A 25,045-nucleotide genomic window follows, 5' to 3' on the forward strand; every position below is an offset into this window, starting at 1 on the left:
GCCGGATCCCCGCCAGGATCCGCCCCCGCCCGACGCCCTCTGCCGGGCAGCTTCGACTCTACGATGGCAACGCCTGCGGTGCACGGCTGGATACACCTCGACACATGCCGACACCGCTGCGGTCAGCCTTGCACGGAACGGGTTCACGGCGCTATCGCGACGCCGGTTCCACGCCAGTAAACGCTTGGCACATATCGCTTCTGTGGGCGCTTGCCTACACTCGGCGGCCGTGGATCACTCAGGACCGTTCATGTTGGCTCGCATCGCTTCGACCCTGGCCCTTGGCCTCAGCCTGGCCGTGCTGGCCGGGTGCGCGGGCAAACAGGAGGCCGCCGCCCGTCGGCAGGGAGAAGCGGTGCCGGTCACCGCGCAGGTCGTGCAGTCCACGCAGTGGAATGACACGCTGCAGGCACTGGGTACGGCCAAGGCGCGCGAATCGATCAGCGTCACGGCCAAGGTCAGCGAGATCGTCGAGAAGGTGCACTTCGAAAGCGGCCAGCATGTTGCCGCTGGTGCGCCGATCGTGACCCTGCGCGGGCAGGCCCAGGAGGCCGCGCTGGTGCAGGCGCAGGCCACCTTCCATGAGGCCGACCAGCTGTACAGGCGCCAGCGCGAGCTGGCCACGCAGCGGCTGGTGTCCAGCGCCACGCTGGATACGCAGAAATCGATCCGCGATGCCGCCGAGGCGCGTGTGGCGCAGATGCAGTCGGACATCGGTGACCGCCGCGTGCGTGCACCGTTCGCCGGTGTGCTCGGCATCCGCCAGGTCAGCCCGGGCACGTTGCTGACGCCGACCACGGTGATCGCCACGCTCGACGACATCGAACACATGCACATCGATTTCCAGGTGCCGGAAGTGGAACTGGCCGCGCTCGGCGTCGGTGACAAGGTCAGTGCCACCAGCGTGGCGTGGCCGGGCCGTACCTTCGAGGGCGTGGTCAGCACCATCGACGCACGCATCGATCCGGCCACCCGTGCGGTGACCGTACGTGCCGACTTCGCCAACGGCGACCATGCCCTGCGCCCGGGCATGCTGCTGGACGTGCGCCTGTTCCACCCTGAGCGCCCGGCGCTGGTGATTCCGGAAATCGCCGTGGTCCAGGTCGGTCGCGATACCTTCGTGTACCGCATCACCGCCGACGACAGCGTCGAGCGCGTGGATGTGGTCACCGGCGCGCGCCGTGCCGGCGTGGTCGAGATCAGGCAGGGCCTGGAAGCGGGCCAGCGCATCGTGGTCGATGGCACCGGCAAGCTGCGCCCGGGCCTGAAGGTCGCGGCCAAGGACGCCGCACCGGTCACGGGTGCGAAGCCGGCTGATGCACCGGCGCCGGTCGCGGCCGAGGGCCACGGCGGATGAAGCTGTCCGACATCTCCATCCAGCGGCCGGTGTTCGCCGTGGTGATGAGCCTGTTGCTGCTGGTGCTGGGCGTGATGTCCTTCACCCGCCTGACCCTGCGCGAACTGCCCGCCATCGATCCGCCGATCGTTTCGGTATCAGTGGATTACACCGGCGCTTCGGCCGCGGTCATCGAAAGCCGCATTACCCAGGTGCTGGAAGATGCGCTGGCCGGCATCGAAGGCATCGATACGATCAACGCGCGCAGCACCAACGGCCGCTCGCAGGTCAGCATCGAGTTCACCTCCAACCGCGATATCGAAGCGGCGGCCAATGACGTGCGCGATGCGGTCAGCCGCGTCGCCGACCGCATGCCCGAAGAAGCGCGTCCGCCGGAGATCGCCAAGGTCGAGAGCGATGCCGACCCGATCATCTGGTTCAACATGGTCTCCTCGACCATGGACACGCTGGAGCTGAGCGACTACGCCGACCGCTACGTGGTCGATCGTTTCTCCAGCCTCGATGGCGTGGCCCAGGTCCGCATCGGCGGCCGCCAGCGCTATGCGATGCGGATCTGGCTGGACCGTGACCAGCTGGCGGCGCGCGGGCTGACCACCGGCGACGTGGAAACCGCGCTGCGCAACGAGAACGTGGAACTGCCGGCCGGCCGCATCGAGTCGACCGACCGCGATTTCACCCTGCGCGTGGAGCGCAACTACATCAAGCCCGAAGACTTCGCGACCATCCCGCTGGGCAAGGGTCGTGACGGTTACGTGGTGCGTATGGGCGATGTGGCGAAGATCGAGCTGGCCTCGGCCGAGCGCCGCGCGTACTACCGCAGCAACGGCGAGCCGGGCATCGGCCTGGGCATCGTCAAGACCTCCACCGCCAACTCGCTGGACGTGGCGCGTACTGCGCGCGCTGAAGCCGAACGGGTCGCGCTGACCCTGCCCAAGGGCACGCAGATCTTCGTTGCCTTCGACAACACCACCTTCATCGAAGCCGCAGTGGACCGCGTCTACGCCACGCTGGTGGAAGCGATGATCCTCGTGCTGGCGGTGATCTGGCTGTTCCTCGGCAGCTTCCGCGCTGCGCTGATTCCGGCGGTGACGGTGCCGGTCTGCCTGGTCGCGGCATTCATCGCGCTGTATGCGTTCGACTTCTCGATCAACCTGCTGACCCTGCTTGCCCTGGTGCTGTGCATCGGCCTGGTGGTGGACGATGCGATCGTGGTGGTGGAGAACGTGCAGCGCCGCATCGACCTGGGCGAACCCCCGCTGGTGGCGTCCAAGCGCGGTACTGCGCAGGTCGCCTTCGCGGTGATCGCCACCACCGCGGTGCTGGTGGCGGTGTTCCTGCCGGTCGGGTTCCTGGAAGGCAATACCGGGCGCCTGTTCCGCGAACTGGCAGTGGCGCTGGCGGCGGCGGTGGCGTTGTCCGCCTTTGTGGCGCTGACGCTGACGCCGATGATGGCCTCCAAATTGCTCAAGCCGCATACCGGGCAGGCACCGCGTGGCCTGCATGGCTTCATCAACCGCAACCTGGAACGCCTGGCCGGGGCCTATGGGCGGGTGCTCGACCACCACGTGGACCGCACCTGGATCTACCTGCTGGTGATGGTGGCCGCACTGGCCGCCAGCTGGGGCCTGCTCAAGCTGCTGCCGTCGGAACTGGCGCCGGCCGAAGACCGCGGTTCGTTCCAGATCATGATCGACGGCCCGGAAGGCGCCGGCTACGACTACACCGTGCGGCAGGTGCAGCAGGTGGAATCGATGCTGGCACCGCATGTTGGCCCGGACAAACCGATCGTGCGCGCCAATCCACGCGTGCCCGGTGGTTGGGGTGCCAGCGAGGAAATGCACACCGGCCGCGTCAGCATCTTCCTGCAGCCGTGGCGCCAGCGCAGCGAAGGCACGCCGGAAGTGGCCAACGAACTGCAGAAGGAACTGGACACCATCCGCGGCGTGCGCGTGCGTACGCAGGTCGGCGGTGGCCTGGTGCGCAGCGGCGGGCAGCCGTTCCAGATCGTGCTGGGCGGCCCGGAATATGCCGAGATCGCGCAGTGGCGCGACCGTATCCTGCTGCGCATGGCCGACAACCCCGGCCTGGTCGGCCCGGACTCGGATTACAAGGAAACGCGGCCGCAGATGCGGGTCAACATCGACCGCCAGCGTGCGGCCGACCTCGGCGTGCCGGTCACCGCGATCGGTTCGGCACTGGAAACCATGATGGGCTCGCGCCGCGTCACCACCTTTGTCGACAACGGCGAAGAGTACGACGTGCTGGTGCAGGCCGGTCGCGATGGCCGTGCCAGCCCGGCCGACCTGGCCGCCATCCGCGTGCGCGCGACCTCCGGCGAACTGGTGCCGCTGTCCAACCTGGTCACGCTGAGTGAGGTGGCCGAGGCCGGCACCCTGAACCGCTTCAACCGCCTGCGCTCGATCACCATCAACGCGGGCCTGGCGCCGGGCTATCCGCTGGGTGAAGCCATTGCCTGGGCGCAGCAGGTCACGCGCGAGGAGCTGCCGCAGTACGCACAGGTGAACTGGAAGGGCGAATCGCGCGAATACCAGAGTGCCGGTGGCGCGGTGCTGCTGACCTTCGCCATGGCGCTGCTGGTGGTCTACCTGGTGCTGGCCGCGCAGTTCGAGAGCTTCATCCACCCGCTCACCATCATGCTGACCGTGCCGCTGGGCGTGCTCGGCGCGCTGGTCGGGTTGTGGGTGAGTGGCGGTACCGTGAACCTGTTCAGCCAGATCGGCATCGTCATGCTGGTCGGCCTGGCCGCGAAGAACGGCATCCTCATTGTTGAATTCGCCAACCAGCTGCGTGACGACGGAAGAACCGTGCGCGAGGCGATCATCGAATCGGCGATGGTGCGCCTGCGCCCGATCCTGATGACCTCGATCGCCACCGTGGTCGGTGCGATTCCGCTGGTGGTGGCCGGTGGCCCCGGTTCGGCCAGCCGTGGCACCATCGGCATCGTGATCATCTTCGGTGTGACCCTCTCGACGTTCCTGTCGCTGTTCGTGGTGCCGGCATTCTACGCGCGGCTGGCGCCCTACACCCGCTCGCCGGAAGCGGTGAAGCGTGAACTGGAGAAGCAGGAAGCGGAATCGCCCTCGGTGGGTGGTCATGCCTGATCCGACCACCGTGCTGCGAGGCGACGGCTTCCAACTGCGCCCTTGGCGCCCGGATGATCTGGAATCGCTGCTGCGCCATGCCAACGACGGCGAGGTATCGCGGGGCCTGCGCGATCGCTTCCCGTACCCGTACACGCGCGAGGATGGCGAGGCCTTCCTCGCCGGTCGCGTGCTGGCCCCTGGCACCCTGAACCTGGCCATCGAGATCGACGGCCAGGCCTGCGGCAGCGTCGGGGCCCAGCAGGGCAGTGCCGAGCGCGGGCACATGGCGGAACTGGGCTATTGGCTGGGCCAGGCCTACTGGGGCCAGGGCCTGATGACCCGGGTGGTCGGCCTGTTCGCACCGTGGGTGATGGACGAGCTGCGCCTGTTCAGGCTGCAGGCCGGGGTGGTCGATTTCAACCTCGGCTCGGCCCGGGTGCTGGAAAAGAACGGCTTCCAGGAAGAAGGCGTGGACCGCTGCGCGGTCTACAAGCGCGGGGTGCTGCACGACCTGCGCCGCTTCGCCCGGGTGCGCACGCAGCTGCCCTGAACACGCGGGCCGGCCGCGGTAGAGCCGAGGCCGTGCCCGGCCGCCGTCATCACCACGCCGAGCATGGGCTCGGCTCTACAACACAGCGCTACCGCAGCGGCCTTCGATCAGGGAGAATCGACCGGTCCCCTCCAGCCGACGGGACGTCCTCACAACCCGCCGACTGGAGAGAGCGCGCGTGGAAGCTACCGTACATTTCATCAACAGCATCATCTGGAGCAAGGCACTGATCTTCGTGTGCCTGGGCGCCGGCCTGTTCTTCAGCCTGCGCACGCGCTTCATGCAGATCCGCGGCTTCCTCGAGATGTGCCGCCTCACCGTCAAGGGGGAGAAATCCGACGCCGGTGTGTCGTCCTTCCAGGCCCTGGCCATGTCGATGGCCGGGCGCATGGGTATCGGCAACATCGCCGGCGTGGCCACCGCCATCGCCTTCGGCGGCCCCGGTGCGATCTTCTGGATGTGGGTGATGGGCTTCCTCGGCGCCTCCACCTCGTACGTGGAATGTACGCTGGCGCAGATCTACAAGACCAAGGATGCCGAAGGCCGTTACCGTGGCGGCCCGGCGTACTACATCGAAAAGGCCATGGGCCTGAAGTGGTACGCGCTGGTCTTCGCCATTGCCACGATCATTGCCGCCGGTTTCCTGATGCCGGGCGTGCAGGCCAACGCCATCGCCGACAGCATCATCAACGCCTGCCGTGGCACCGCGCTGTGTGGTCCGCTGGATGGCCAGACGATGGGCATGGAGTCGGTGCAGGCGCTGAAGCTGGGCATAGGCATCGTGGTGGCGCTGCTGCTGGGCGTGGTGATCTTCGGCGGCGTCAAGCGCATCGCCAACTTCGCCGAAGTGGTGGTGCCGTTCATGGCGGCAGCCTTCATCCTGACCGCCATCGTCATCATGATCATCAACTACGATCGCGTGCCGGAGATGTTCGGCATCATCTTCAGCAGCGCCTTCGGCACCCACGCCGCGTTCGGCGCGATGATGGGCCTGGCGGTGGAGTGGGGCATCAAGCGAGGCATTTATGCCAACGAAGCCGGCCAGGGCTCGGGCCCGCACGCGGCAGCCGCCTCGGAAGTCTCGCACCCGGCCAAGCAGGGCTACGTGCAGGCCTTCGCCATCTACTTCGACACCATGATGGTGTGCACCGCCACCGCGTTCCTGATCCTGGCCAGCGGCACCTACAACGTGTACTCGCCGGTGCCGGGTGCCGCGCCGATCTTCCAGGGCCTGGCCGGTATTCCGGAAGGCGCGGGCTACGCCCAGGCGGGTGTGGAAGCCGTGCTGCCGGGCTGGGGCTCGGCGTTCGTGTCCATCGCCATCTTCTTCTTCGCCTTCACCACCATCATGGCCTATTACTACATGGCCGAAACCAACCTGACCTACGTCAACCACAACAAGAAGCGCCCGCTGACCGTGCTGGTGCTGCGCCTGGGCATCATCGGCATGGTGGTGTTCGGCGCGTTCCATAATGCAACCCTGGCCTGGGCGCTGGGTGACATCGGCGTGGGCCTGATGGCCTGGCTGAACATCATTGCCATCCTCATCATCCAGAAGCCGGCCATGCTGGCCCTGCGTGATTACGAACGACAGAAGAAGCTCGGCCTCGATCCGATCTTCGACCCCGATGCCCTGGGCATCAAGAACGCCGATTTCTGGCGTCAACGCAAGCTGGAGTTGTCCCGTAGTGAATGATCCCTGGAAGAACGCCCGCCGTCCGTCGTCGCGACCGCCGCGGGCCACCCCGCTGCCACCGCGTGAGGGCGGCACCCCGCCACCGCCGGGGCGTGGCAATGACGAACTGCGCCTGTATGGCTGGAACGCCGTGCAGGCCCTGTTCGCCAAGCGCCCGCAGGCGCTGCGCAAGCTGTACCTGGTGGACGCGCTGATTCCGCGCATGCAGCCGGTGTTGAAGTGGTGCGTGGCCAACCGTGTGGGCTACCGCGTGGTGGAGGAGGGCGACCTCAACAAGCTGGCCGCCACTACCCATCACGAAGGCCTGGTGGCCGACGTGCTGCGCGCGCCCGTCGTGCGGCTGGCGCAGTGGCTGGAGGATCTGGGCGAAGGCCCGGCGCTGGCGTTGTGGCTGGACGGTGTCGGTAATCCGCACAACTTCGGTGCGATCCTGCGCTCGGCCGCGCACTTCGGTGTCAAGGCGCTGCTGCTGCCGTCCGGCAGCACGCTGGCGCTGTCCGGTGCCGCTGCGCGCGTGGCCGAAGGTGGTGCGGAGTCGGTGCCGCTGGTGCAGTTGCCGGAGACCGCCCAGGCGATGGCGCAGCTGCGTGCAGCCGGCTTCGGGCTGGCTGCGACCCTCGTTGATGGTGGCGACGACGTGTTCCGTGCGTCGCTGCCGGAACGGTTGGTGTACGTGATGGGCGCCGAAGGCGAGGGCATGGACCGCGGCCTGGCCAGTCAGTGTGACCAGCAGCTGTCGATTCCCGGCAGCGGCGCGGTGGAAAGCCTGAACGTGGCCTCGGCCACCGCCGTGCTGCTCGCGCAGTGGGCCAGTCGACGCATGAGGTGAGAACGGCAGGGGGCCAGGTCGAGTTGAGCTGAACCCTGGGCCGTTTGAAGTGTCTCGGCTCGGGAAGTGAACGAGCCGGGACGCTATTCCAGCAACGTACGGGCTAGAACTGCACTTTCGTCTGCCAGGAGGTTACGAGCTCCACGTTGGCGCTCAGCAACGCAAGAGCGCACGCCATCTCTCCAGCCTCGAAACATTGTCCGGGCTGGCAAGTGGTGTCGGCGGGATTATGCATGAGCTGGTTTCTCAGATTGCGCAGATAAGTGAGAGCTGGCTTATGCGGGTCGCTAAGCGGTCCTCCTTCACAAAGATTGTCGATGAGCTTCCAGGTTTTGGGAGATTCCGCGCTTCCCGGATTCTTCATCATCCAGTGCCATCGAAGGGAGGATTCGATGACGAACCACGACAGGACGAACGACATTCTGTAGTCGTTGTCGGAGTATGCAGTTTTGGCTTTGAGTAGATAAGAGAGCCAGGTAACGCGATGTTCGTCGCGTGCAATGAGCGCGAACTTCTGAAGCGCAAGACGCGCAACCTCCACGTCAACTACCTCGTGTGGAATCCTCCAGCCGGGTGCTTCGAGAGGAGACGGGGCCAGTGCGCCGTCGGAAACCCATCGCGACATTGCATGCATGACCGTCGTCAAGGTGCGGGCGCTGCCAAAACTGACGTTCACCGGGAAGCCATCGAGAAATCCGATCTTGCAGATGTCGTTAGCACGGGTTGCTGTAGCGGAAACTTCGTAGGAGTCCGGATGCTTTATCGACTCTGATTCCAGGCACAACTGCAGTGCGTTGGCGTAATCCAGATGTCGATCCATCCATAGCGCGGACTGATCAAAATCACCTGCAACGCTCATGTCTGGTGTGGTTCGAGAAAGGTGATGCACGTGCAAAAGCATTAGACCGTTGACGCAGATTGCCGCATCGAATTGATCGGTCTGAAGGCTTGCCCTCACCTCCGGAATAATGCCGCGCAGGCAATCATTCTGTTCGGGATCGTAGATGTCGATGCGTTCTCCCAGCCAGAATGGATGGGCGCTGTGGAATCCCAAGTGGAATTCCATTTTGTCGAGCATTTCGAAACCTTCCATGGGCATTTTCCTTGATGATGGGATGCCTTCATGCGGGAGGGCGGCAGATGAAAGGAAGAGGAGAAGACGCCAAACCTGAAAATTGGCGTCTTCCGTCGTCACCGCATCATTCGTTCGGCGGCGTGGTCGCCTTGGCTTCGCTGCCGAAGTTGCCATCGGCCTCTGCCGCCAGGTACGCGAACACGGTGTATGCAGCCACGTTCTGCGCCAGTGCCTTCGGGTCGATCTTGTCCAGCGTGTCGTCGGCGGTGTGGTGCAGGTGGAAGTAATCCGAGCCGTCCTGCGCCAGCCATGCCCACGCGCCACCCTTGGCGGCCAACGGGCCGACGTCCGGGCCCGGGCCACCCTTGTCGGCCTGGTACTCGATGCCCAGCGGCTTCATCACCTCGGCAATCTGCCTGGTTGCTTCGCGCGAGCCTTCCGGGTTCGGCGAACCGGTGTTGAAGGCATAGATGCGGCCAGCACCGAAGTCGCTCTCGGCGGCCAACTGGTGCAGGGCCACGTCCTTGGCGTGTGCCTCGGCATAGGCCTTGCCGCCGTACAGGCCCTGTTCCTCGTTGGCGAAGGCGATCACGCGGATGGTGCGCTTCGGCGCCTGCTTGAGCTGGCCGATCAGATGGCCCGCAGCCATGGTGATGCCAACGCCGGCACCGTCATCCACTGCGCCGGTGCCCAGGTCCCAGGAATCCAGGTGACCACCGATCACCACCACTTCCTTGGGCAGGCTGCGGCCGGTGATCTCGCCGATCACGTTGTACGAGGTGGCGGTGCCGTCCCAACCGCAGTCCAGCGCGACCTTCACCGTTGTCGCGCCACGGGCCAGCAGGCGGGCCAGCTGATCGGCGTCGGGCACCGACAGTGCTGCCGACGGCACCGGGGTCAGGCCGTCGTCGAAACGGGTGATGCCGGTGTGCGGCACGCGGTGCGAGTCGGTACCGGCCGAGCGCATCAGGAAACCGACCGCGCCCTTGCGGATTGCTTCAGAAGGGCCCTTGCTGCGGATCGCGCCGCCACGGCCGTAGTCGCGGCCATCGCGGAACGGCAGCATCTGGTAATCAACGAACGCGATCTTGCCCTTCAGCGAACCGGCCGGTGCGGCCTGCAGTGCGGCCAGGTCGGCGAAGCGGACCACTTCGGCTTCAACGGTGCCGCCCGGGCTCCCGCCCAGCGCCGTGATCTGCAGCGGCTGCGGGTTCTTGCCGGTCACCGCGGCGTGTTCGCTGCGGCGCTCCCACTTCGGGAACGTCACCGGTTCCTTCCAGACCTTGTCGAAGCCGAGCGACTTGAACTTGGCTTCGGCCCAGGCCACGGCGCGGGCGTCGGCTTCGCTGCCGGCGATGCGCGGGCCGATTTCGGTGGTGAGCGATTCAACCACCTTCCAGCCGGTGTCGTCAGCCAGCGCCTGGTCGCGCAGCTGCGCAGCGGTGGACAGCGACGCCGGGGGCAGGGTGGTGGTGTGCGGCGCTGCGAAGGCCGGGGCGGCCAGCAGGGCGAGGGAGGATGCGATGGCAAGGACGCGGCGACGCATGGACAGCTCCGGGAAGGGACCAAGCCTTGGAGCTTAACAGTCGTTCAGCCCGGCGCATGGGCGGGAGGTCATGGCTGGCGCGAACGCTGTTTTCCGCCACGTCCGGCAAAGCGAAAGCCCCGCCAGGGCGGGGCTTTCGTGCAGTCGCGGGGGGGGGGGGGGGGGGGGGGGGGGGCCCGCGAGGGGGGGGGGGGGGGGGGGGCGGGGGGGGGCCGGGGGGGCGGCCCGGCCGGGGCCCCGCGCCCCCCCGGGCCGGGGGGCCCCCCCCCCCCCCCCCACTACCGGTAGGCGGCCTTACTTCTTCAGGCTGTCGCGGATCTCGCGCAGCAGCACCACTTCCTCGGCCGGTGCGGCCGGGGCGGCGTCCTGCTTGCGCGACAGGCGGTTGATCGTCTTGACCACCAGGAAGATGGCGAAGGCCACGATCACGAACTGGATCAGCGTATTGATGAAGTCGCCGTAGCCGATCACCACGGCCGGGATTTCCTTGCCGTCGGCACCGATGCTGGCCGGTGACAACGTCCAGGCCAGCTGCGAGAAATCCACCTTGCCGATCAGCATGCCCAGCGGCGGCATGATGATCTTCTCGACCAGTGCGGTCACGATCTTGCCGAAGGCCGCGCCGATCACCACGCCGACGGCGAGGTCGATGACGTTGCCGCGCATCGCGAATTCCTTGAACTCGGTGAGCATTCCCATTGTTGTTTTTCTCCGGTGGGGGAAGTGGACAGCGCGCAGGGTAGCGCAGGTGATGTCAGCCGGCGATCACGCCGTGGCGCTCGGCCACGTTTTCCAGGCGGGCACTGAAGCGGTCGCCGGGCTTCAGCGCGGCCACTCCGGACGGGGTACCCATGAACACCAGGTCGCCGGCACGCAGCTGCCACAGCTTGGACAGCTCATGCAGAATCTCCGGCACGTTCCAGATCATCTGGTCCAGCAGCGCCTGCTGGCGCACTTCGCCGTTGACCTCCAGCGACAGGTTCAGCGCGGCCAGGTCGCCGACTTCCTCGGCATGGACAATCTCGCTGATCGGTGCCGAGGCATCGAAGCCCTTGGCTGCATCCCACGGATGGCCCTTGTCCTTGGCGGCGGCCTGCAGGTCGCGGCGGGTCAAATCCAGTCCGACGGCATAGCCGTAGACCAGAGCGTCGGCATCGGCCACGGCCAGCTCGCCGGCCGGCGCATCACGGCCGATCGCCACCACCAGCTCCACTTCGTGGTGCAGGTTGGCGGTTGCCGGGGGATAGGGAATGGCATCGTCGTGGCCGACCACGATCGCATCGGCCGGCTTGCTGAAGAACATCGGACGGCCGCGATCGTCGGCCGCCGGCACTGCTGCGCCCATTTCGCGGGCATGGTCGGCGAAGTTGCGGCCGACGCAGTAGATACGGTGCACGGGGAAACTGCCGCCACCGGCTACCGGCACACGCGGCACGGCTACGGCAGGGATCACATCGGAGACATCGGACATGCGGGCATCCAGGAAGGGCGTGCCCGCAGTCTAGAACGCATGGCGCCCGCCGTCAGCGGGCGCGGAGGCCGTGGATCAACGCGAGGCCGGCAGCACCGGCTTGCGCACCACGCGGTACTCGCCTTCGACCACGGTCGGATCGACCGGACGGGCAACGCCCGGCTTGCGCGAGGCCAGCAGCTTCCACGCCAGGCCGACCAGGATCATCGCCGCACCGACGAACACGCCGATGAACACCATCGCGGCCAGGATCGCCAGACCGAGCAGGCCCACGGCAACACGCACCAGCGGGTGACGCGGCTTGCGCGGCGCGAACAGGGTGCGGAACTGGTTGAAGGCGGATGCGCGATTGAACATGGCGGCTCGATAGGCTGGGATCAGCGAAACCAGAGTATCGGGAGGTGCCACTGTCATTGAGTGAAAAACTCGTTAAATATAGCCTGTGCTTATTACGAATCAATGACTTGTGTTCATGTTGCAGCCAGTCACCTGAGCGGGCGTGCGACAATGCGCGTTTACTGTCCGAGCCTTCGCCATGACTGCCGCCGCTGCCCTGATCGCCCTTGATGCCATTGCCGATGGCGCGTTTGCCGAGGTCGAAGCGGTGGTTGATGGCGATGCCGAATCGCTGGTGCTGTACCGCGATGGCGCGCAGGTGCGCGCGTTCCTGAACATCTGCCCGCACGCCGGCCGTCGCCTGGACTGGGCGCCGGGCCAGTTCCTGAAGAGCCGCGAAGGCCACCTGGTGTGCGCCGCCCACGGCGCCTCGTTCGCGCTGGACAGCGGCGATTGCATCGCTGGTCCCTGCAAGGGCGACCGCCTGCGCGCGGTGCCGGTGGATGTGCGCGACGGGCAAATCTACCTGGCCTGACCCATCGGTGTGCGGACCAACGGTCCGCACCCACCGGATCAACAGATATCCAGAGATCCATCCACGCATGGCGTGGATCTACCGTGTCGACCAAGGTCGACACCTACCAAAGCGGTGCACGACGCCGTTCTGGCAGATCGCGGCAATCTGTCGAAGGCGGGGTGGGGGCCGGGGGGGGGGGCGCGCCCCCCATGGCGGCGCCCCCCGCGCTACCGGGGCCCTAGGCGCCGCGCCCCCCCCACCCGCCCCCGCCCCGCCATCCCCCAGGAAACCAGCTTTTGACGTTGACGTTGCTTCTGCAGGTGCAGGGCGCAGCCCTGCCAACAAACCCAACCCTCAGAACATCAGGTTGATCATCAGCACCACCACGCAGGTGTAGATCAGCGACAGCGGGCCGCCGACCCGCCACATCTCGCGCGGGGTGTAGTTGGCCGGGCCGGTGATCATCGAAATCACCGGGTTGGAGGCCGTCATCAGGTTGTTGGACGCCGACAGCGCCACGATCAGCGCGAACGCCGTCGGGTTGCCGCCCGCCGCCAGCGCCAGGTTCACCGCAATGGGCACCATCACGATGGTGGCGCCCACATGGCTGATGACCAGCGAGAACGCCGTGGTCAGCAGCGCCAGCGCCACTTCCAGTACCCATACCGGAATACCGGTGGGCAGCTTGTCGATGGTATGGCCGGCCACCCATGCCGCCGCGCCACTGGAATCCATCGCCCAGCCGAGCGGGATCAGCCCGGCCATCATGAACACCGTCTTCCAGTTGATCGAGGCGTAGGCCTCGTCCATGCGCAGCACGCCGGTCAGCAGCATGCCGGCCACGCCGGTCATCAGCGTCAGCGCCACCGGCAGCTTGCTGGTCAGCGCGATCAGGATGGTCAAGGCGAAGATCGCCATGGCGATCTTGAACTTGTGCGGGCGCTGCTCGCCGGTCGGGTAGTCGGTCACCACCACGAAGTCACGGCTGCGGGCGGCCTGCGCCAGGTCGGTCCAGATGCTGTGGAAGACCAGCATGTCGCCGGCGCGCAGCTGCACGTCGCGCACGTCCTCGCGGATCACCTGCTTGTCGCGGTTGATCGCCAGCAGGCTGATGCCGCGCTCCTTGCGCAGGCGCAGATCGGCCGCGCTCTTGCCGATCACGTTCGAGGTAGGCGGCACCACCGCTTCGGAAATACCTGCACGGCTCGGGTTGAACAGGTCGCCCAGGTGCTTCAGTCGCGAAGACATGCGCAGGAACTGGTTCTGCGCGAAATCGTTGATCTGCTCACGCGGGCCCATCGCGCCGAGCACGCTGCCGACCCAGATGCGCATCTCCGCCGGTGGCGCCAGGCGAGTGTCATTGCCGGTTTTCAGGGCCAGCAGCAGCGGGGCATCGTGCAGGTTCTCGGCCTCGCCCAGGGTCATGCCCACCAGCGGGCTTTCGGCACTGACCACCAGCTCGAACACATCGCCTTCGATGCCATAGGTCTTGGCGAAGTAGCTCTCGGTGCGCGCGGGCGTGACCCCGTCGTTGACCAGGTTCTCTTCCTCGATCAGCTTGCGGTCGCCGTAGTAGCGGAAATACAGCAGCGAAGCGATCAGCAGCGCCACGCCGATCGGCAGCGGCGCGAACATGCGCAGCGGCTCGATCGTGGCCAGGCCGGAAGGCAGGTTGTTGTTGGCCGAGGCCAGCAGATCGTTCAGCAGGATCAACGGTGAATTGCCGACCATGGTCAGCGCACCACCCATCACGATTGCCGCCGAAATGGGCAGCAGCAGGCGCTGCAGGGTCAACCCGGTGCGCGCTGCCAGTCGCGAGGCGACCGGCAGGTACAGCGCCATCACCGACGGGTTCTGCATGAAAGAGGAATTCAGGCCGGCAATGGCCGTGGTCATCATCAGCAGCCGCTGCTCGACACCATGGCCGCGCCGCAACAGCCAGGCGGCCAGCCGGTTCAGCGCCCCGGTGCGGTCCAGGCCCGCACCGAGGATGGTGGTGGCGATGATGCTCATCACCGCGTTACCGGAGAAGCCGCCGAAGATTTCCTCCGGCGCGATCAGCCCGGTGACACCGAGCACCACCAGGACCACCAGCGCGACCACGTCGGCGCGGATGCGCTCGAACAGGAACATCGCCATCGTGAAGCCGACCAGCCCGAGCACGAGCTTCATGTCGTTGGTCAGCGTCAGCGCGGTATCCATGTGGGGCGCGGTGTCCTCAGGCGATCGTCAGGTGCGGTCGTACAGCAGGTCCCAGACGCCGTGACCGAGCTTCTGGCCGCGGGTCTCGAAGTGCGTCTGCGGCCGCCAGTCCGGGCGCGGCACGCTGCCACGTGGGCCGGCGCGGTTGACCAGGCCAGCGGTGGCGTCGAGCACGTCCCACATCTGCTCGGCGTAGTCTTCCCAGTCGGTGGCGCAGTGCAGGCGGCCGCCCGGGCGCAGCTTGCGCACCAGCAGCTCGGCAAATGCAGGCTGCAGCAGGCGGCGCTTGTTGTGGCGCTTCTTGTGCCACGGGTCCGGGAAGTAGATGCGCACTTCATCCAGCGCGCCATCGGCGATCTCGTTCTGCAGTACTTCCACCGCATCGTGGTGGTACAGGCGCACGTGGTCGGCGTTGTCGTCGGCCAGCGCGTTCAGCAGCCGGCCCACGCCGGGCGCGTGCACTTCGATGCCGATGTAGTCACGCGACGGATCATGCTGGGCGGCGAAGCGCAGCGCGGCACCGTTGCCGAAGCCGATTTCCAGCACCTTGTGCGCCGGGCGGCCGAAGGTGGCGTCCAGATCACGCGGCTGGCCGTTGTAGTCGATGCCGAAGCGCGGCCAGCGTTCGTCGAACGCGCGCTGCTGGGCGGGGGTGAAGCGGCCCTGGCGCAACACGAAGCTGCGCACCTCGCGGCGGCCCTCGCTCACGGTGAAGGGCTTGGGCGGGGCCTTGGAACCGGCGCTGTCGAAGGGATTGGTCATCAGCCGATCAACCCATCCACCGGGGAGGAGGCGCTGGCGTAGCGCTTGCGCGGGATGCGCCCGGCCAGGAAGGCCTCGCGGCCGGCCTCGACCGCCTTGCGCATCGCACTGGCCATCAGCACCGGGCTGCGCGCACCGGCAATGGCGGTGTTCATCAGCACGCCGTCGCAGCCCAGCTCCATCGCGATCGCCGCATCCGACGCGGTGCCCACGCCGGCGTCGACGATGATCGGCACCTTGGCGTCTTCGATGATCTGCAGCAGGTTGTACTTGTTCTGGATGCCCAGGCCCGAACCGATCGGCGCGGCCAGCGGCATCACCGCAGCGCAGCCGATCTCTTCCAGGCGCTTGGCCAGGATCGGGTCGTCGGAGGTGTAGACCATCACCTCGAAGCCGTCCTTGACCAGCTGTTCGGCGGCCTTGAGGGTCTGCACCACGTCCGGGTACAGCGACTTCTGGTCGCCCAGCACTTCCAGCTTGGTCAGGTTGTGGCCGTCCAGCAGTTCGCGCGCCAGCCGGCAGGTGCGCACCGCGTCTTCGGCGGTGTAGCAGCCGGCGGTGTTGGGCAGGATGGTGTAGCGCTCCGGCGGCAGCACGTCGAGCAGGTTCGGCTCGCCCGGGTTCTGCCCGATGTTGGTGCGGCGGATGGCCACGGTGACGATCTGGGCGCCTGCAGCCTCGGTGGCCAGGCGGGTTTCTTCCAGATCCTTGAACTTGCCGGTGCCGGTGAGCAGCCGCGAGCCATAGGTCTTGCCGGCGATCACCAGCGAATCGGGGGAGACATGAACGTTCATGGCGCGATTATCGCTTATCCGCCTGAAGATGGGATCACGCAATGGCGTGCAGGCCGTGGATGGGTAGGGTTTGTGCCGGCCGCTGGCCGGCAGATGCAGGGTGCCTGACAACGTCGGATTGCCGGCCAGTGGCCGGCACTACCCGGGATGGCCTCAGCCCCCGCCCAGCGCGTGCACGATCTCCACCACGTCGCCTTCGGCCAGGACATGCTCGCCATGGCGGCTGCGGCTGACGATCTCGCCGTTGACCTCCACCGCCACCCGGCGCTGCAGCAGCTGCTCGGCCTCAAGCAGGTCGTGGAGGGTCGCCGAGGCGGGCAGGGTGCGGGGTTCGCCGTTGAGCTGGATGTTCATCCCTGCATTGTCGCTGATAGCCCGTCGGGATCGGAACGTTTGTAATTTGAACCGGGCGCCAGCTCCGGCACAGCAGGTTTCGGCGTGGTCAGGCGACAATCCATGCGGCGGCGCAGCGTGAGCAAACGGCGGCGCGGTGAAACCATTGACCGTGCGCCGGCGTACGTGCGCCGGATTCCAACTTGTTTACCCCACAGGAGTTCCTAGATGCAGCTCAGCAAACACCCGATCCGCTCCCTCATGGCGGCTGCGATCGCACTGGCCGCGCTGCCGGCCATGGCAGGCGAAAATCCGTACTCCAAGGCGGTGTTCTTCGGTGACAGCCTCACCGACGCCGGCTACTTCCGCCCGCTGCTGCCCGAGTCCACGCAGGGGCTCTCCGGCCAGTTCACCACCAACCCGGGCTGGGTGTGGTCGCAGCAGGTCGCCAATTACTACGGCCTCAACAAGGACCCCAACGGCAACGGCCAGAACGGCGACAACTACGCTGTCGGCGGCGCCCGCGTGTCGGTCGAAGGCAGCGGTGCCCTCGGCGCGATCCCGTCTCTGAAGTCGCAGGCGGCCCGCTACCTGGCGGCAAACGGCGGCAAGGCTGACCGTAACGCCCTGTATACCGTCTGGGGTGGCGCAAACGACCTGTTTGCCGCCGCCGGCGCTGCCGGTGCGGGTGCGCCGCCGGCCCAGGTCCAGGGCATCATCGGCGCGGCGGTCACCGACCAGATCGCGCTGGTCGGTGCCCTGAAGCAGGCCGGTGCCCAGTACGTGCTGGTGCCGAACCTGCCGGACGTGGGCATCACCCCGCAGTTCCGCGGCCCCAATGCAGCAGCCGCCACCGCCATGTCGGTCGGCTACAACAAGGCGCTGTATGGCGGCCTGAAGCAGGCGGGCATCGAGTTCATTCCGCTCGATACCTTCAGCATCCTGCGTGAAGTGACCGCCAACCCGGGCATGTACGGTTTCACCAACGTCACCGGCACCGCCTGCAAGATCAACCCGGCCAACACCACGGGCAGCATCATCGGCTGCAACCCGACCACCTACGTCAGCCCCGATGCGTACCAGACCTATCTGTTCGCCGATGGCGTGCATCCCACCGTTACCGGTCACCAGCTGCTGGGCCAGTACGCCGTCTCGGTGCTGGAGGCTCCGCGCCTGCAGCAGGTGCTGAGCCACTCGGCACAGACCGTCGGCCGTTCGCGTGCCGACCAGGTCAGCAACCACCTCGGCGCCCGTCCGGCCGATGGCCTGTCGTGGTGGGGTGGCGTGCGCGGTGACCTGCAGCGCTATGACCACGCCGACCTGTACGACGGCGTGGCGCCGGCCGGCCTGTTCGGTGTCGACTGGGCACGCAACGGCGTGGTGGTCGGCGGCTTCGCCGGCTTCGGTCGCATGAGTGCCGACTTCGGCAACAGCCGTGGCGACTTCACCCAGAAGGACACCACCGCCGGCCTGTTCGCTGCCTGGTATGGCGACCGCGTCTGGGTCAACGGCCAGGTCAGCTACACCTGGTTGTCGTATGACGTGAACCGCAAGGTCCAGCTGGGCCCGGCTACCCGCGAACACGGTGGCTCGCCGGACGGCAGCAACCTGACCGCTGCACTGAATGCCGGTTACGAGTTCGGCACCGAAGGTGGCTTCCGCCACGGCCCGATCGCTGCGGTGATCTGGCAGAAGGTCAAGATCGACGGTTACAGCGAAAGCGCTGCTGCGGGCACGCTGGCCACCGCCCTGGGCTACGACCGCCAGAACGTCGACTCGACCGTCGGCCGCATCGGCTGGCAGGCCCGCTTCGATGGCGGCACCGTCAAGCCGTACGTGCAGGTGACCTACGACCACGAATTCGAGGACACCAAGCAGGCCAGCGCGTGGCTGCAGACCCTGCCGGAACTGGGCAGCTACCGCGTGCCGGGCCTGGACTTCGACAAGAACTACGCCACCGCTGTTCTGGGTGCGCGCATGGACCTGTTCGGCCTGCAGGGCAACGTTGGCCTGAGCACCACGGCCGCGCAGAAGCGCGCCCGTGACGCGACGATCTTCGCCACCGTGGGTGGCAGCTTCTGATCCAGAACGGGGTCGGAGCCCCTTCCGCAAGGAAAGGGCTCCGACCCCGTCGTTGAATGGCGGGATGCACAGGCCACCATTGCGCAACACCGGCCGCTCCGCATAGACTTTCACCCGCAATGCGGGCGTAGCTCAATGGTAGAGCTGTAGCTTCCCAAGCTACTGACGTGGGTTCGATTCCCATCGCCCGCTCCATGTCTCCAGGGGATTCACCCCAAGCGAACGCGGCGCAATCGCTGAACCACGCCGAAGTCCAGCGTGTGGCTGCAGCGCCCTGATTGCTCTCTTCAATGCGTTGGACTGTGGCTTCTCCGAACCGCAGCCCAAGTGACTTGTTTACAAGGCGCATTGCAATCGCGTTCGAATCGTCGACGCTGGCTCCTGCAACCTCCGCTGTCTGCTGGGTCCGCCGGGCCGCGGGGTTCAGTTGGTGCTGGGCTTGGGGATGCTAAAAGATCGTTAACCCTTGCCTCCCATCGTCCGCTGCCCGGAGCGCGAATGATCCCCGCACTTTTGCCCCTCAGGCGTTGCTTTGATTTTTCAGGGCGATCCAACCGGAAGGAGTTCTGGTCGTACTCCCTGTCTGCTGCCCTTGTGGTGGCAGTGGGCTACACCTTGATGGACGGCGGATACTGGCTGACGGGCACCGTGCTGCTCGATGGGGAGGCCTTCGAGCCGTTCCGGACGCTGGGGTGGGTCATGACGGTCTGCGCGGTCATCGTCCTCCTTCCGCCGATGCTGGCCCTGGCCGTTCGACGACTGCACGACATCGACGAGTCTGGCTGGTACGTCGTGATTGCCTTCATCCCGTTGGGCGTATTCGTCCTCTTCCCGGTCATGCTTCTGCCGGGCAACGAGGAAGAGAATCGATTCGGCGGTGTTTCCGGCCTGCCAGGTGCCTGACTCAACGCCGGGCGAAGTCCACCAGGTCGGAAGGGTAGTGGGGGCAGGTGCGTAGCGTGGCGTCGTCACCGCCATACAGCACCACCAGCGCAGCCACTTCAAATGCCCAGTAGCCCCACGCGTTCGGCCCGATCAGGCGCCGGGTCCGCTTCTGAGCCTTTGGCGGCAGCAGGAAGAAGTCGCGGTACTGCACCTGCAGGTAGCCGGCCAGCAGTGAAGGGTCGAACGCTTCACCGTCGCGCAGCGGCGCGAACAGCTCGGCGAACGGTCGCGGATGAAAGACCTCATCACTGGCTTCCACCAGGCCCAGCGCCGGCGCGCTGAGGTAGTCCAGCACGCGGTCGGTGTCGAAACAGAGCACTTTCTCCACCAGCGCCGGCAGGCGTTCCTGCGCATCCAGCAGCACGCCCAGTGACAACAGCTGCAGTGCGTATTCGTAGTGCTGCGTTGTACGCGATTGCAACGACGCAGCCAGCGCGATGTCGTGGCCTTGCTGTTGCAGGCTGTCCCGGGCAAGGGCCAGCAAACGCGCATGCTCGAGCCAGAGATCTGCTACGTCGGCATGCATCTGCTGCAACGCCGTGGGGGCGAAGCCGCGGTCGATGCCTTTCAGCAGCAGGTTGCTGCCGGTCTGTGCAACCGTCTCCCAGCCGTAGGCATGCTCCAGGGCCGCATGTCCCTGCAGCGGTTCCTCCACAGATTCACCGCCATTGCGCGCATGGCGTGCAAGCAAGGCCATGCCTGCGTTCCAGTCCGCCTGCCAATCCGGCAGGCGAAGCGTGCGGCGCGGCTGGCCCGGGGCCTTGGCCAGTGCTCTCCATCGCGGCAGCATGTCCTGCAGCAGATTCCGGCGATTCACGGCAGTCATCGATTCCATCATCAGCGAGAGTCTAGCGGCATTGCCGGCTCGAACCCCATTGCCTGGCACAGCGTTGAAGGTTTGAATGGTGCACAGTCGCCGCCACCCAGCCTGCATGACCGTTGATCGAATCGCCCTCCGCCGTTTCACCCAGTGGCTGCCGTTCCTGATATGGGTAGCGATCTGCGTGGTGTGGTGGTCGCCTTGGGGCGTGGTCGTTGGCCTGGCCGCATGCCTTGCCCTGGGCGGCGTGCTGCAGCACTTCGATCTGGTCGGCGATGCTGTAGGGGGCGCACTGCTGCGCTCGCGGGCGAAGCTGCCCTTCGCCACCCGGCCGCCCACGCATGATGTCCTGTTGGATTGGGGCGAGCTGGGCATGGGCGGGCCGGCCTACGGCACCCTGATGCTGCGCGATGGCGCCATTGTCGAGGGCGTATCCACCGCAGGCAGCCACGATGCCAGCGGCGAGTGGCTGGCGCTGGCGGGTAGTGCGCTGCGTGTGGCCAGTGGCTACAGTGATCGCAGCGAAGCGGTGATCGTCTATGACGAAGCGGACAAGAGGGTGATGCACCTGCTGGCGATTGTTCCCAGCCTGTTCTGGCAGGAGCTGCACGAGCGCCGGCAGCTTGGCGGGGATGCCGAAGCCGCGATGTGGTTGCGGGATATTCCCAGTCGATCGACCACGCTGCGCCCCTGCCGGGGTCTATGGCTGGAACAGGAGCATCCGGCGCTGGCCGCCGGGGTGCCGCAGGTGTTGCGGCATGTCCTGCCTGATGCCCGGGTGCTGCAGGTCATCCCGCTGCTTCCCGACGACCTGCGCCTGACTGCGCATCCGACCTTGTTCGCGCGCATCTGCCCGTACGCGCTCTGTCTTGATGGCGAGCCCAGTGACCGTCACGTCTGCGATCTGGAGACGGTCATTGCCAGCCCGTCCGGACGATGCGTGGTGGTGGCGGGCAGCGTGCTTGATGGGGATCTGCGTCCCATCGAGGGCGTATGGCTCGTTCACTGGCAGGGGCGTTGGCAGGCCATTGGCCGCCGTGCGATGGGCGGCACTGGCAAGACCCGGAGTGGGGCCTGGATCGATGTGATCGCGGTCGGCGATGACGGAACGCTTCGCTGCGAAGCCTATGAGGAACACTGGACGTTCGAGGCGATCACACGCGTCCCCACGCCACACACGGCATTGGCGCTGCCTGTGGAATGGCGGGAAACCGCATTGGCCGTGCGTGTCCGCGATGGGGGCTTCTCGCTGCGCCTGCCCCGCGCGGATCAGCGGCCCTCAGTCACAGGTTAGACTGCGTCGAATCAAGCAGGGAGGTTCCGGCATGCGTCGTCGATGCAGGCCGGGAAAGCGCTGGAAAAGCTGAAGAAATGGGCTGCGGGCAGTACCGGGTGCGGATGACCGGCCTTCCGTATGGCTCATGCGTCTGCCGCCTGCACCTGTTGCGCATACTCCTCGGTAAACAGCCCTGACAATGCCCGGCGCTGCTCTGCATCGATGGCGCGCGAGGCGTTGGTTGTGTAGTCGAAATGCACCATCACGCAGCGCCCGCTGGCCACCAGGGCCTCGAACTGGAACGCCTGCTGCACGATCGATAGCGAGGAGCGGCCGATGTTTTCGATGCGGGTCTCGATGCGCACTTCGTGTCCCGGCTGTATCTGCTGCAGGAAGTCGATTTCGTAGCGGCGCAGGATCAGCGTCAGGTCGCGCATGCTGGCCTCGCGGCTGAAATGACGGAAGATCTCCTGGCGACCTTCCTCGAACCAGACGGGCAGGGCGGTGTTGGTGACGTGGCCGAGTACATCCACTTCGGAGAAACGCGGAAGGATCGTCAACGGCATGAAGTCTCCGGGGTGTAGTGGGTGGGGTCTCCGGCGACGATGCTGCCATCGCCGGAGACAGTGCGGCGACTACCGGCTGTCAGTCTGAGTAGAAGCCGTTGCCGAGGGTGCCGGGCAGGCCGGGTTCCGGCCACGGCATCAGTGACGTGCAGGCGTCATACAGCGTGCAGAAGTCCTGCCGCAGTTGTGCAGGCACCCAGCTGCCATAGGAAACGTCGGTCGAGTCGCCCTGGCAGGCGTAGGAAACATCGATCCAGCGGGTATTGGCGTGTGAGGCAACGCCCTGGTGCTGTGTCTTGCCCGTGCAGTAGCGCAGGCCCTGGCCGATCAGGGTGTTGTTGGCATCGAAGTAGAGCCGGGAGACTGCGTGGGTTGGCGCAGCCTGTACGTGTGCGGCGCTCCCCATCAGGCCAAACAGCAACAACAGCGGAATTCCCATTCGCATCTGTGGTTCTCCTTGGGTTGTGTAAGCCGGCCGTGTCCTGTCCTGTAGCCGGCAACAGCCATCTTCGCACAGCCCCGGCAGGCACGCAGATGCGGCGGCCTGCAGGGCATCATCCGCCCGCCACACGCCCGCGCTATGCTGCGCGCCTGCCGTCCGATCCTGCCGCGATGAAGCTCGCCATCCTGTCCCGCAACAGCTCCCTGTACTCCACCCGCCGGCTGGTCGAGGCGGCCCGCGCGCGCGGCCACACCGTTCGCATCCTCGACCCGCTGCGCTGCTACATGCGCATCGCCGCCGATGGTTTTTCGATGCACTACAAGGGCCGGCCGATGACCGGCGTGGACATGGTCATCCCGCGCATCGGCGCCTCGATCACCCGCTATGGCACCGCCGTGCTGCGCCAGTTCGAGCTGATGGGTGCGCGCACTCCCAACCCGTCCGATGCGATCCTGCGTTCGCGCGACAAGCTGCGCGCGCACCAGCTGCTGGCAGCCAAGGGCATCGACATGCCGGTCACCGTGTTCGGCGACAACCCCGATGACACCGTCGACCTGCTGTCGATGCTCGGTCCGCCGCCGCACGTGGTGAAACTCAACGAGGGCACCCAGGGACGGGGCGTGATCCTCACCGAGAAGGCCAGCGCTTCGCGTGGCATCGTCGAGGCCCTGCGGGGCCTGTACGCCAACTTCCTGATGCAGGAGTTCATCGGGGAAGCCAAGGGCGCCGACCTGCGCTGCTTCGTGGTCGGTGACCAGGTGGTGGCGTCGATGCAGCGCCAGGCGCCGGAGGGTGACTTCCGCTCCAACCTGCATGCCGGCGGCACCGCGGTGGCGGCCAAGGCCAGCCGCGCCGAACAGCAGGTGGCGGTGCGTTCGGCCAAGGCGCTGGGCCTGTCGGTCTGTGGCGTGGACCTGATCCGCTCCGCGCGTGGGCCGCTGGTGCTGGAGGTCAACTCCACGCCAGGGCTGGAGGGCATCGAAGCCGCCTGCGGGGTGGATGTGGCCACGCGTATCATCGAGCATGTCGAGAAGTTAAAAAAACCTTGATTAATCAATGGCTTGAAATTCTCATGGGCAAATGGGGCCAGCTTTAACGCGCCTTTAATCGGCGCCGGCGTAGCCTTCAGCGAACCGCAGCTCTGCCTCTCAGCAGGATCGGTATCGGGATACGACTTCAGACCCAGGCGGGGCACCGTCTGGGTCTTTTTTATGCCGCCGGAAGTCCCTTGTGGAGGCAGCGTGACGGCCGTAGAGTGGCGCCCATCGTTCCTGGATGGATCCGGAGGCTGGCGATGTACCGCATCACGATGATCGCGTTGTTGCTGGGGCTGTCTGGTGCTGTCTCCGCCAAGCCGGAGAAGACCGCCATACAGATGGATGGGCAGGCCCCGGTGGCCGAGCAGGTCCGGCGGGTTGAGAAGGCCCTCGATGACGGCGAGTACAGCGAGATTTCCGCCGATGACCGCGCCCAGGTGCAGCAGGCACTGGCGCGCATCACCCAGCGCATGGGCGACCACCGCACGCTTCAGGAGCTCCCGCCGCAGGTCCAGGCGGAGGTGTTCAACGACCAGGAGCGTATCAATACCGTTCTTGTCCGCGCCCACGAGGACAGCCGCCAGATCTGCCAGCACACCCGCACCACCGGCAGCAACATGCCTAAAAGCGGCTGCCTGACCGTGGCCGAGCGCCGCCGGATCGAGGAAAAGGGCAAGGCACTGCTCAACGACCAGCGCACCTTCAACAACTTCAACCCCGCCACCAACCACTAGGCCGTCCGATGCCCCTGCGCATGGCACTTGCTGGCGTGAAGGTGGTGCGAATACAGTCAACACTCAACTCAAACAAGGATTCGTTTGTCATGAAGTCCCTCCTGATGTCGGCGGTCCTGATCTCGGGCCTGACCCTGGCCACCGCCGCCTCTGCATCGAACCAGTCCGGTGAGGTCTTTATCCCCGGCAAGCCGCTGCAGCAGCAGATCGAGCGCATCGAAATCGAACTCAACGATGGCGAGACCTACAGCGAACTGAAGCAGACCGACCGCAGCCGCGTACGCGAGGCGCTGGTGCGCATGCGCACGGCCGTCGAGCAGCATCCTGACCGCGATTCCATGCCTGAACAGGTACGAACCGATGTCTTCAACGACCAGCAGATCGTGAACACGGTTTTGACACAGGCACGTGAAGATAGTCGTCTAATATGCCAACGTGAAAAGGCCACGGGTTCGAACCGGTCCACGACGCAGTGCACTACCGTTGCCGAGCGCGCCCGGCGGAAGGACAAGGCACAGCGTGATATGGGCCAGGCCCAGCGCATCGGCAAATTCGTAAATTAGAGGTGACA

General features: G+C 66.1%; 24 protein-coding genes and 1 tRNA gene. 13 read left to right on the forward strand and 12 right to left on the reverse strand.

Annotated elements, in window-relative coordinates; translation table 11 throughout:
- Positions 1-250: 250 nt before the first annotated feature.
- The 5 genes from V3B25_RS19700 to V3B25_RS19720 all read left to right on the forward strand — a co-directional run bounded on the left by V3B25_RS19700 (position 251) and on the right by V3B25_RS19720 (position 7,536).
- Positions 251-1,357, forward strand: coding sequence for an efflux RND transporter periplasmic adaptor subunit (locus V3B25_RS19700; RefSeq protein ID WP_154264276.1), 1,107 nt, complete (start codon positions 251-253; stop codon positions 1,355-1,357).
- Positions 1,354-4,479, forward strand: a complete 3,126-nt coding sequence (locus V3B25_RS19705) for an efflux RND transporter permease subunit (RefSeq protein WP_329811427.1) — start codon at positions 1,354-1,356, stop codon at positions 4,477-4,479. The genes V3B25_RS19700 and V3B25_RS19705 overlap by 4 nt, the downstream gene beginning before the upstream one ends.
- Entirely contained in the window at positions 4,472-5,011 is a 540-nt protein-coding gene (locus tag V3B25_RS19710; RefSeq protein ID WP_049425134.1) for a GNAT family protein, read from the forward strand. Before V3B25_RS19705 ends, V3B25_RS19710 begins: the two co-directional genes overlap by 8 nt.
- A 178-nt stretch (positions 5,012-5,189) precedes the next feature.
- Entirely contained in the window at positions 5,190-6,707 is a 1,518-nt protein-coding gene (locus V3B25_RS19715; protein ID WP_049425132.1) for an alanine/glycine:cation symporter family protein, read from the forward strand.
- Positions 6,708-6,759: 52 nt separating this feature from the next.
- Positions 6,760-7,536, forward strand: a complete 777-nt coding sequence (locus V3B25_RS19720; protein ID WP_329811436.1) for a TrmH family RNA methyltransferase — start codon at positions 6,760-6,762, stop codon at positions 7,534-7,536.
- A 103-nt stretch (positions 7,537-7,639) separates the two neighbouring features.
- On the opposite strand, the gene V3B25_RS19725 is transcribed toward V3B25_RS19720, so the two are convergent.
- The 5 genes from V3B25_RS19725 to V3B25_RS19745 all read right to left on the reverse strand — a co-directional run bounded on the left by V3B25_RS19725 (position 7,640) and on the right by V3B25_RS19745 (position 11,985).
- On the reverse strand, positions 7,640-8,629 hold the full coding sequence (locus V3B25_RS19725; RefSeq protein WP_154353261.1) for a hypothetical protein: 990 nt from the start codon (positions 8,627-8,629) through the stop codon (positions 7,640-7,642).
- A gap of 106 nt (positions 8,630-8,735) precedes the next feature.
- Positions 8,736-10,157 carry a M28 family peptidase gene (locus V3B25_RS19730; RefSeq protein WP_329811428.1) on the reverse strand — a complete coding sequence of 474 codons (1,422 nt, stop codon included), beginning with the start codon at positions 10,155-10,157 and terminating at the stop codon, positions 8,736-8,738.
- Between the two features lie 294 nt (positions 10,158-10,451).
- Positions 10,452-10,856, reverse strand: coding sequence for a large-conductance mechanosensitive channel protein MscL (gene mscL, locus V3B25_RS19735; RefSeq protein ID WP_107432151.1), 405 nt, complete (start codon positions 10,854-10,856; stop codon positions 10,452-10,454).
- A gap of 55 nt (positions 10,857-10,911) precedes the next feature.
- Positions 10,912-11,628 (reverse strand): fumarylacetoacetate hydrolase family protein, encoded by a 717-nt coding sequence (locus V3B25_RS19740; RefSeq protein WP_201117192.1) that lies wholly within the window; start codon positions 11,626-11,628, stop codon positions 10,912-10,914.
- 75 nt (positions 11,629-11,703) lie between these two features.
- Positions 11,704-11,985: a hypothetical protein gene (locus V3B25_RS19745; RefSeq protein WP_005410817.1), complete on the reverse strand. Its 282-nt coding sequence runs from the start codon at positions 11,983-11,985 to the stop codon at positions 11,704-11,706.
- Between the two features lie 178 nt (positions 11,986-12,163).
- Between V3B25_RS19745 and V3B25_RS19750 the strand changes: the two genes are divergently transcribed.
- On the forward strand, positions 12,164-12,499 hold the full coding sequence (locus V3B25_RS19750) for a Rieske (2Fe-2S) protein (protein ID WP_049401603.1): 336 nt from the start codon (positions 12,164-12,166) through the stop codon (positions 12,497-12,499).
- A 336-nt stretch (positions 12,500-12,835) separates the two neighbouring features.
- Here the strand turns inward: V3B25_RS19750 and V3B25_RS19755 are convergent, their stop codons facing one another.
- The 4 genes from V3B25_RS19755 to thiS all read right to left on the reverse strand — a co-directional run bounded on the left by V3B25_RS19755 (position 12,836) and on the right by thiS (position 16,593).
- The gene (locus V3B25_RS19755) at positions 12,836-14,683 is read right to left on the reverse strand and encodes an SLC13 family permease (protein ID WP_010481466.1); all 1,848 of its coding nucleotides are present in this window, start codon (positions 14,681-14,683) and stop codon (positions 12,836-12,838) included.
- Between the two features lie 27 nt (positions 14,684-14,710).
- Positions 14,711-15,445, reverse strand: a complete 735-nt coding sequence (gene trmB / locus V3B25_RS19760) for a tRNA (guanosine(46)-N7)-methyltransferase TrmB (RefSeq protein WP_010481468.1) — start codon at positions 15,443-15,445, stop codon at positions 14,711-14,713.
- Positions 15,445-16,239, reverse strand: coding sequence for a thiazole synthase (locus tag V3B25_RS19765; protein WP_010481470.1), 795 nt, complete (start codon positions 16,237-16,239; stop codon positions 15,445-15,447). The genes trmB and V3B25_RS19765 overlap by 1 nt, the downstream gene beginning before the upstream one ends.
- A gap of 153 nt (positions 16,240-16,392) precedes the next feature.
- Positions 16,393-16,593: a sulfur carrier protein ThiS gene (gene thiS / locus V3B25_RS19770; RefSeq protein ID WP_008265079.1), complete on the reverse strand. Its 201-nt coding sequence runs from the start codon at positions 16,591-16,593 to the stop codon at positions 16,393-16,395.
- Between the two features lie 207 nt (positions 16,594-16,800).
- On the opposite strand from thiS, the gene V3B25_RS19775 reads away from it, so the two are divergent.
- From V3B25_RS19775 to V3B25_RS19785, 3 genes are all read left to right on the forward strand, one after another.
- Entirely contained in the window at positions 16,801-18,654 is a 1,854-nt protein-coding gene (locus V3B25_RS19775) for an autotransporter domain-containing protein (protein WP_329811429.1), read from the forward strand.
- A gap of 121 nt (positions 18,655-18,775) precedes the next feature.
- Positions 18,776-18,849, forward strand: a tRNA-Gly gene (locus V3B25_RS19780).
- Positions 18,850-19,152: 303 nt separating this feature from the next.
- Entirely contained in the window at positions 19,153-19,557 is a 405-nt protein-coding gene (locus V3B25_RS19785; RefSeq protein WP_049425112.1) for a DUF805 domain-containing protein, read from the forward strand.
- Position 19,558: 1 nt separating this feature from the next.
- Here V3B25_RS19785 and V3B25_RS19790 read toward each other — a convergent pair whose 3' ends face one another.
- Positions 19,559-20,416 carry a PoNe immunity protein domain-containing protein gene (locus V3B25_RS19790; protein ID WP_329811430.1) on the reverse strand — a complete coding sequence of 286 codons (858 nt, stop codon included), beginning with the start codon at positions 20,414-20,416 and terminating at the stop codon, positions 19,559-19,561.
- Between the two features lie 115 nt (positions 20,417-20,531).
- On the opposite strand from V3B25_RS19790, the gene V3B25_RS19795 reads away from it, so the two are divergent.
- A complete protein-coding gene (locus V3B25_RS19795) occupies positions 20,532-21,713 on the forward strand; it encodes a hypothetical protein (protein ID WP_329811431.1) in 1,182 nt (393 codons plus the stop codon).
- Between the two features lie 125 nt (positions 21,714-21,838).
- On the opposite strand, the gene V3B25_RS19800 is transcribed toward V3B25_RS19795, so the two are convergent.
- Both V3B25_RS19800 and V3B25_RS19805 read right to left on the reverse strand, forming a co-directional pair.
- Positions 21,839-22,261: a thioesterase family protein gene (locus tag V3B25_RS19800; RefSeq protein WP_049425109.1), complete on the reverse strand. Its 423-nt coding sequence runs from the start codon at positions 22,259-22,261 to the stop codon at positions 21,839-21,841.
- Between the two features lie 79 nt (positions 22,262-22,340).
- Positions 22,341-22,706, reverse strand: coding sequence for a hypothetical protein (locus tag V3B25_RS19805; protein WP_223224661.1), 366 nt, complete (start codon positions 22,704-22,706; stop codon positions 22,341-22,343).
- A 167-nt stretch (positions 22,707-22,873) separates the two neighbouring features.
- Here V3B25_RS19805 and rimK point away from each other — a divergent pair, with 167 nt between their 5' ends.
- The 3 genes from rimK to V3B25_RS19820 all read left to right on the forward strand — a co-directional run bounded on the left by rimK (position 22,874) and on the right by V3B25_RS19820 (position 25,037).
- Positions 22,874-23,752, forward strand: a complete 879-nt coding sequence (gene rimK / locus V3B25_RS19810) for a 30S ribosomal protein S6--L-glutamate ligase (RefSeq protein WP_005410807.1) — start codon at positions 22,874-22,876, stop codon at positions 23,750-23,752.
- 245 nt (positions 23,753-23,997) lie between these two features.
- Entirely contained in the window at positions 23,998-24,474 is a 477-nt protein-coding gene (locus tag V3B25_RS19815; RefSeq protein ID WP_329811432.1) for a hypothetical protein, read from the forward strand.
- Between the two features lie 89 nt (positions 24,475-24,563).
- Complete coding sequence (locus tag V3B25_RS19820) at positions 24,564-25,037, forward strand: hypothetical protein (protein WP_071229642.1); 474 nt, start codon at positions 24,564-24,566, stop codon at positions 25,035-25,037.
- The last annotated feature ends 8 nt before the right edge of the window (positions 25,038-25,045 follow it).

Source organism: Stenotrophomonas sp. SMYL8 (assembly GCF_036320065.1).
Lineage (GTDB): Bacteria > Pseudomonadota > Gammaproteobacteria > Xanthomonadales > Xanthomonadaceae > Stenotrophomonas > Stenotrophomonas maltophilia_A.

Coding starts and splice junctions, on each gene's coding strand:
- V3B25_RS19700 (WP_154264276.1), top strand. CDS start 251: ATGTTGGCTCGCATCGCTTCGACCCTGGCCCTTGGCCTCAGCCTGGCC.
- V3B25_RS19705 (WP_329811427.1), top strand. CDS start 1,354: ATGAAGCTGTCCGACATCTCCATCCAGCGGCCGGTGTTCGCCGTGGTG.
- V3B25_RS19710 (WP_049425134.1), top strand. CDS start 4,472: ATGCCTGATCCGACCACCGTGCTGCGAGGCGACGGCTTCCAACTGCGC.
- V3B25_RS19725 (WP_154353261.1), bottom strand. CDS start 8,629: ATGGAAGGTTTCGAAATGCTCGACAAAATGGAATTCCACTTGGGATTC.
- V3B25_RS19730 (WP_329811428.1), bottom strand. CDS start 10,157: ATGCGTCGCCGCGTCCTTGCCATCGCATCCTCCCTCGCCCTGCTGGCC.
- mscL (WP_107432151.1), bottom strand. CDS start 10,856: ATGGGAATGCTCACCGAGTTCAAGGAATTCGCGATGCGCGGCAACGTC.
- V3B25_RS19740 (WP_201117192.1), bottom strand. CDS start 11,628: ATGTCCGATGTCTCCGATGTGATCCCTGCCGTAGCCGTGCCGCGTGTG.
- V3B25_RS19745 (WP_005410817.1), bottom strand. CDS start 11,985: ATGTTCAATCGCGCATCCGCCTTCAACCAGTTCCGCACCCTGTTCGCG.
- V3B25_RS19750 (WP_049401603.1), top strand. CDS start 12,164: ATGACTGCCGCCGCTGCCCTGATCGCCCTTGATGCCATTGCCGATGGC.
- V3B25_RS19755 (WP_010481466.1), bottom strand. CDS start 14,683: ATGGATACCGCGCTGACGCTGACCAACGACATGAAGCTCGTGCTCGGG.
- trmB (WP_010481468.1), bottom strand. CDS start 15,445: ATGACCAATCCCTTCGACAGCGCCGGTTCCAAGGCCCCGCCCAAGCCC.
- V3B25_RS19765 (WP_010481470.1), bottom strand. CDS start 16,239: ATGAACGTTCATGTCTCCCCCGATTCGCTGGTGATCGCCGGCAAGACC.
- thiS (WP_008265079.1), bottom strand. CDS start 16,593: ATGAACATCCAGCTCAACGGCGAACCCCGCACCCTGCCCGCCTCGGCG.
- V3B25_RS19775 (WP_329811429.1), top strand. CDS start 16,801: ATGCAGCTCAGCAAACACCCGATCCGCTCCCTCATGGCGGCTGCGATC.
- V3B25_RS19785 (WP_049425112.1), top strand. CDS start 19,153: ATGATCCCCGCACTTTTGCCCCTCAGGCGTTGCTTTGATTTTTCAGGG.
- V3B25_RS19795 (WP_329811431.1), top strand. CDS start 20,532: ATGACCGTTGATCGAATCGCCCTCCGCCGTTTCACCCAGTGGCTGCCG.
- V3B25_RS19800 (WP_049425109.1), bottom strand. CDS start 22,261: ATGCCGTTGACGATCCTTCCGCGTTTCTCCGAAGTGGATGTACTCGGC.
- V3B25_RS19805 (WP_223224661.1), bottom strand. CDS start 22,706: ATGCGAATGGGAATTCCGCTGTTGTTGCTGTTTGGCCTGATGGGGAGC.
- rimK (WP_005410807.1), top strand. CDS start 22,874: ATGAAGCTCGCCATCCTGTCCCGCAACAGCTCCCTGTACTCCACCCGC.
- V3B25_RS19815 (WP_329811432.1), top strand. CDS start 23,998: ATGTACCGCATCACGATGATCGCGTTGTTGCTGGGGCTGTCTGGTGCT.
- V3B25_RS19820 (WP_071229642.1), top strand. CDS start 24,564: ATGAAGTCCCTCCTGATGTCGGCGGTCCTGATCTCGGGCCTGACCCTG.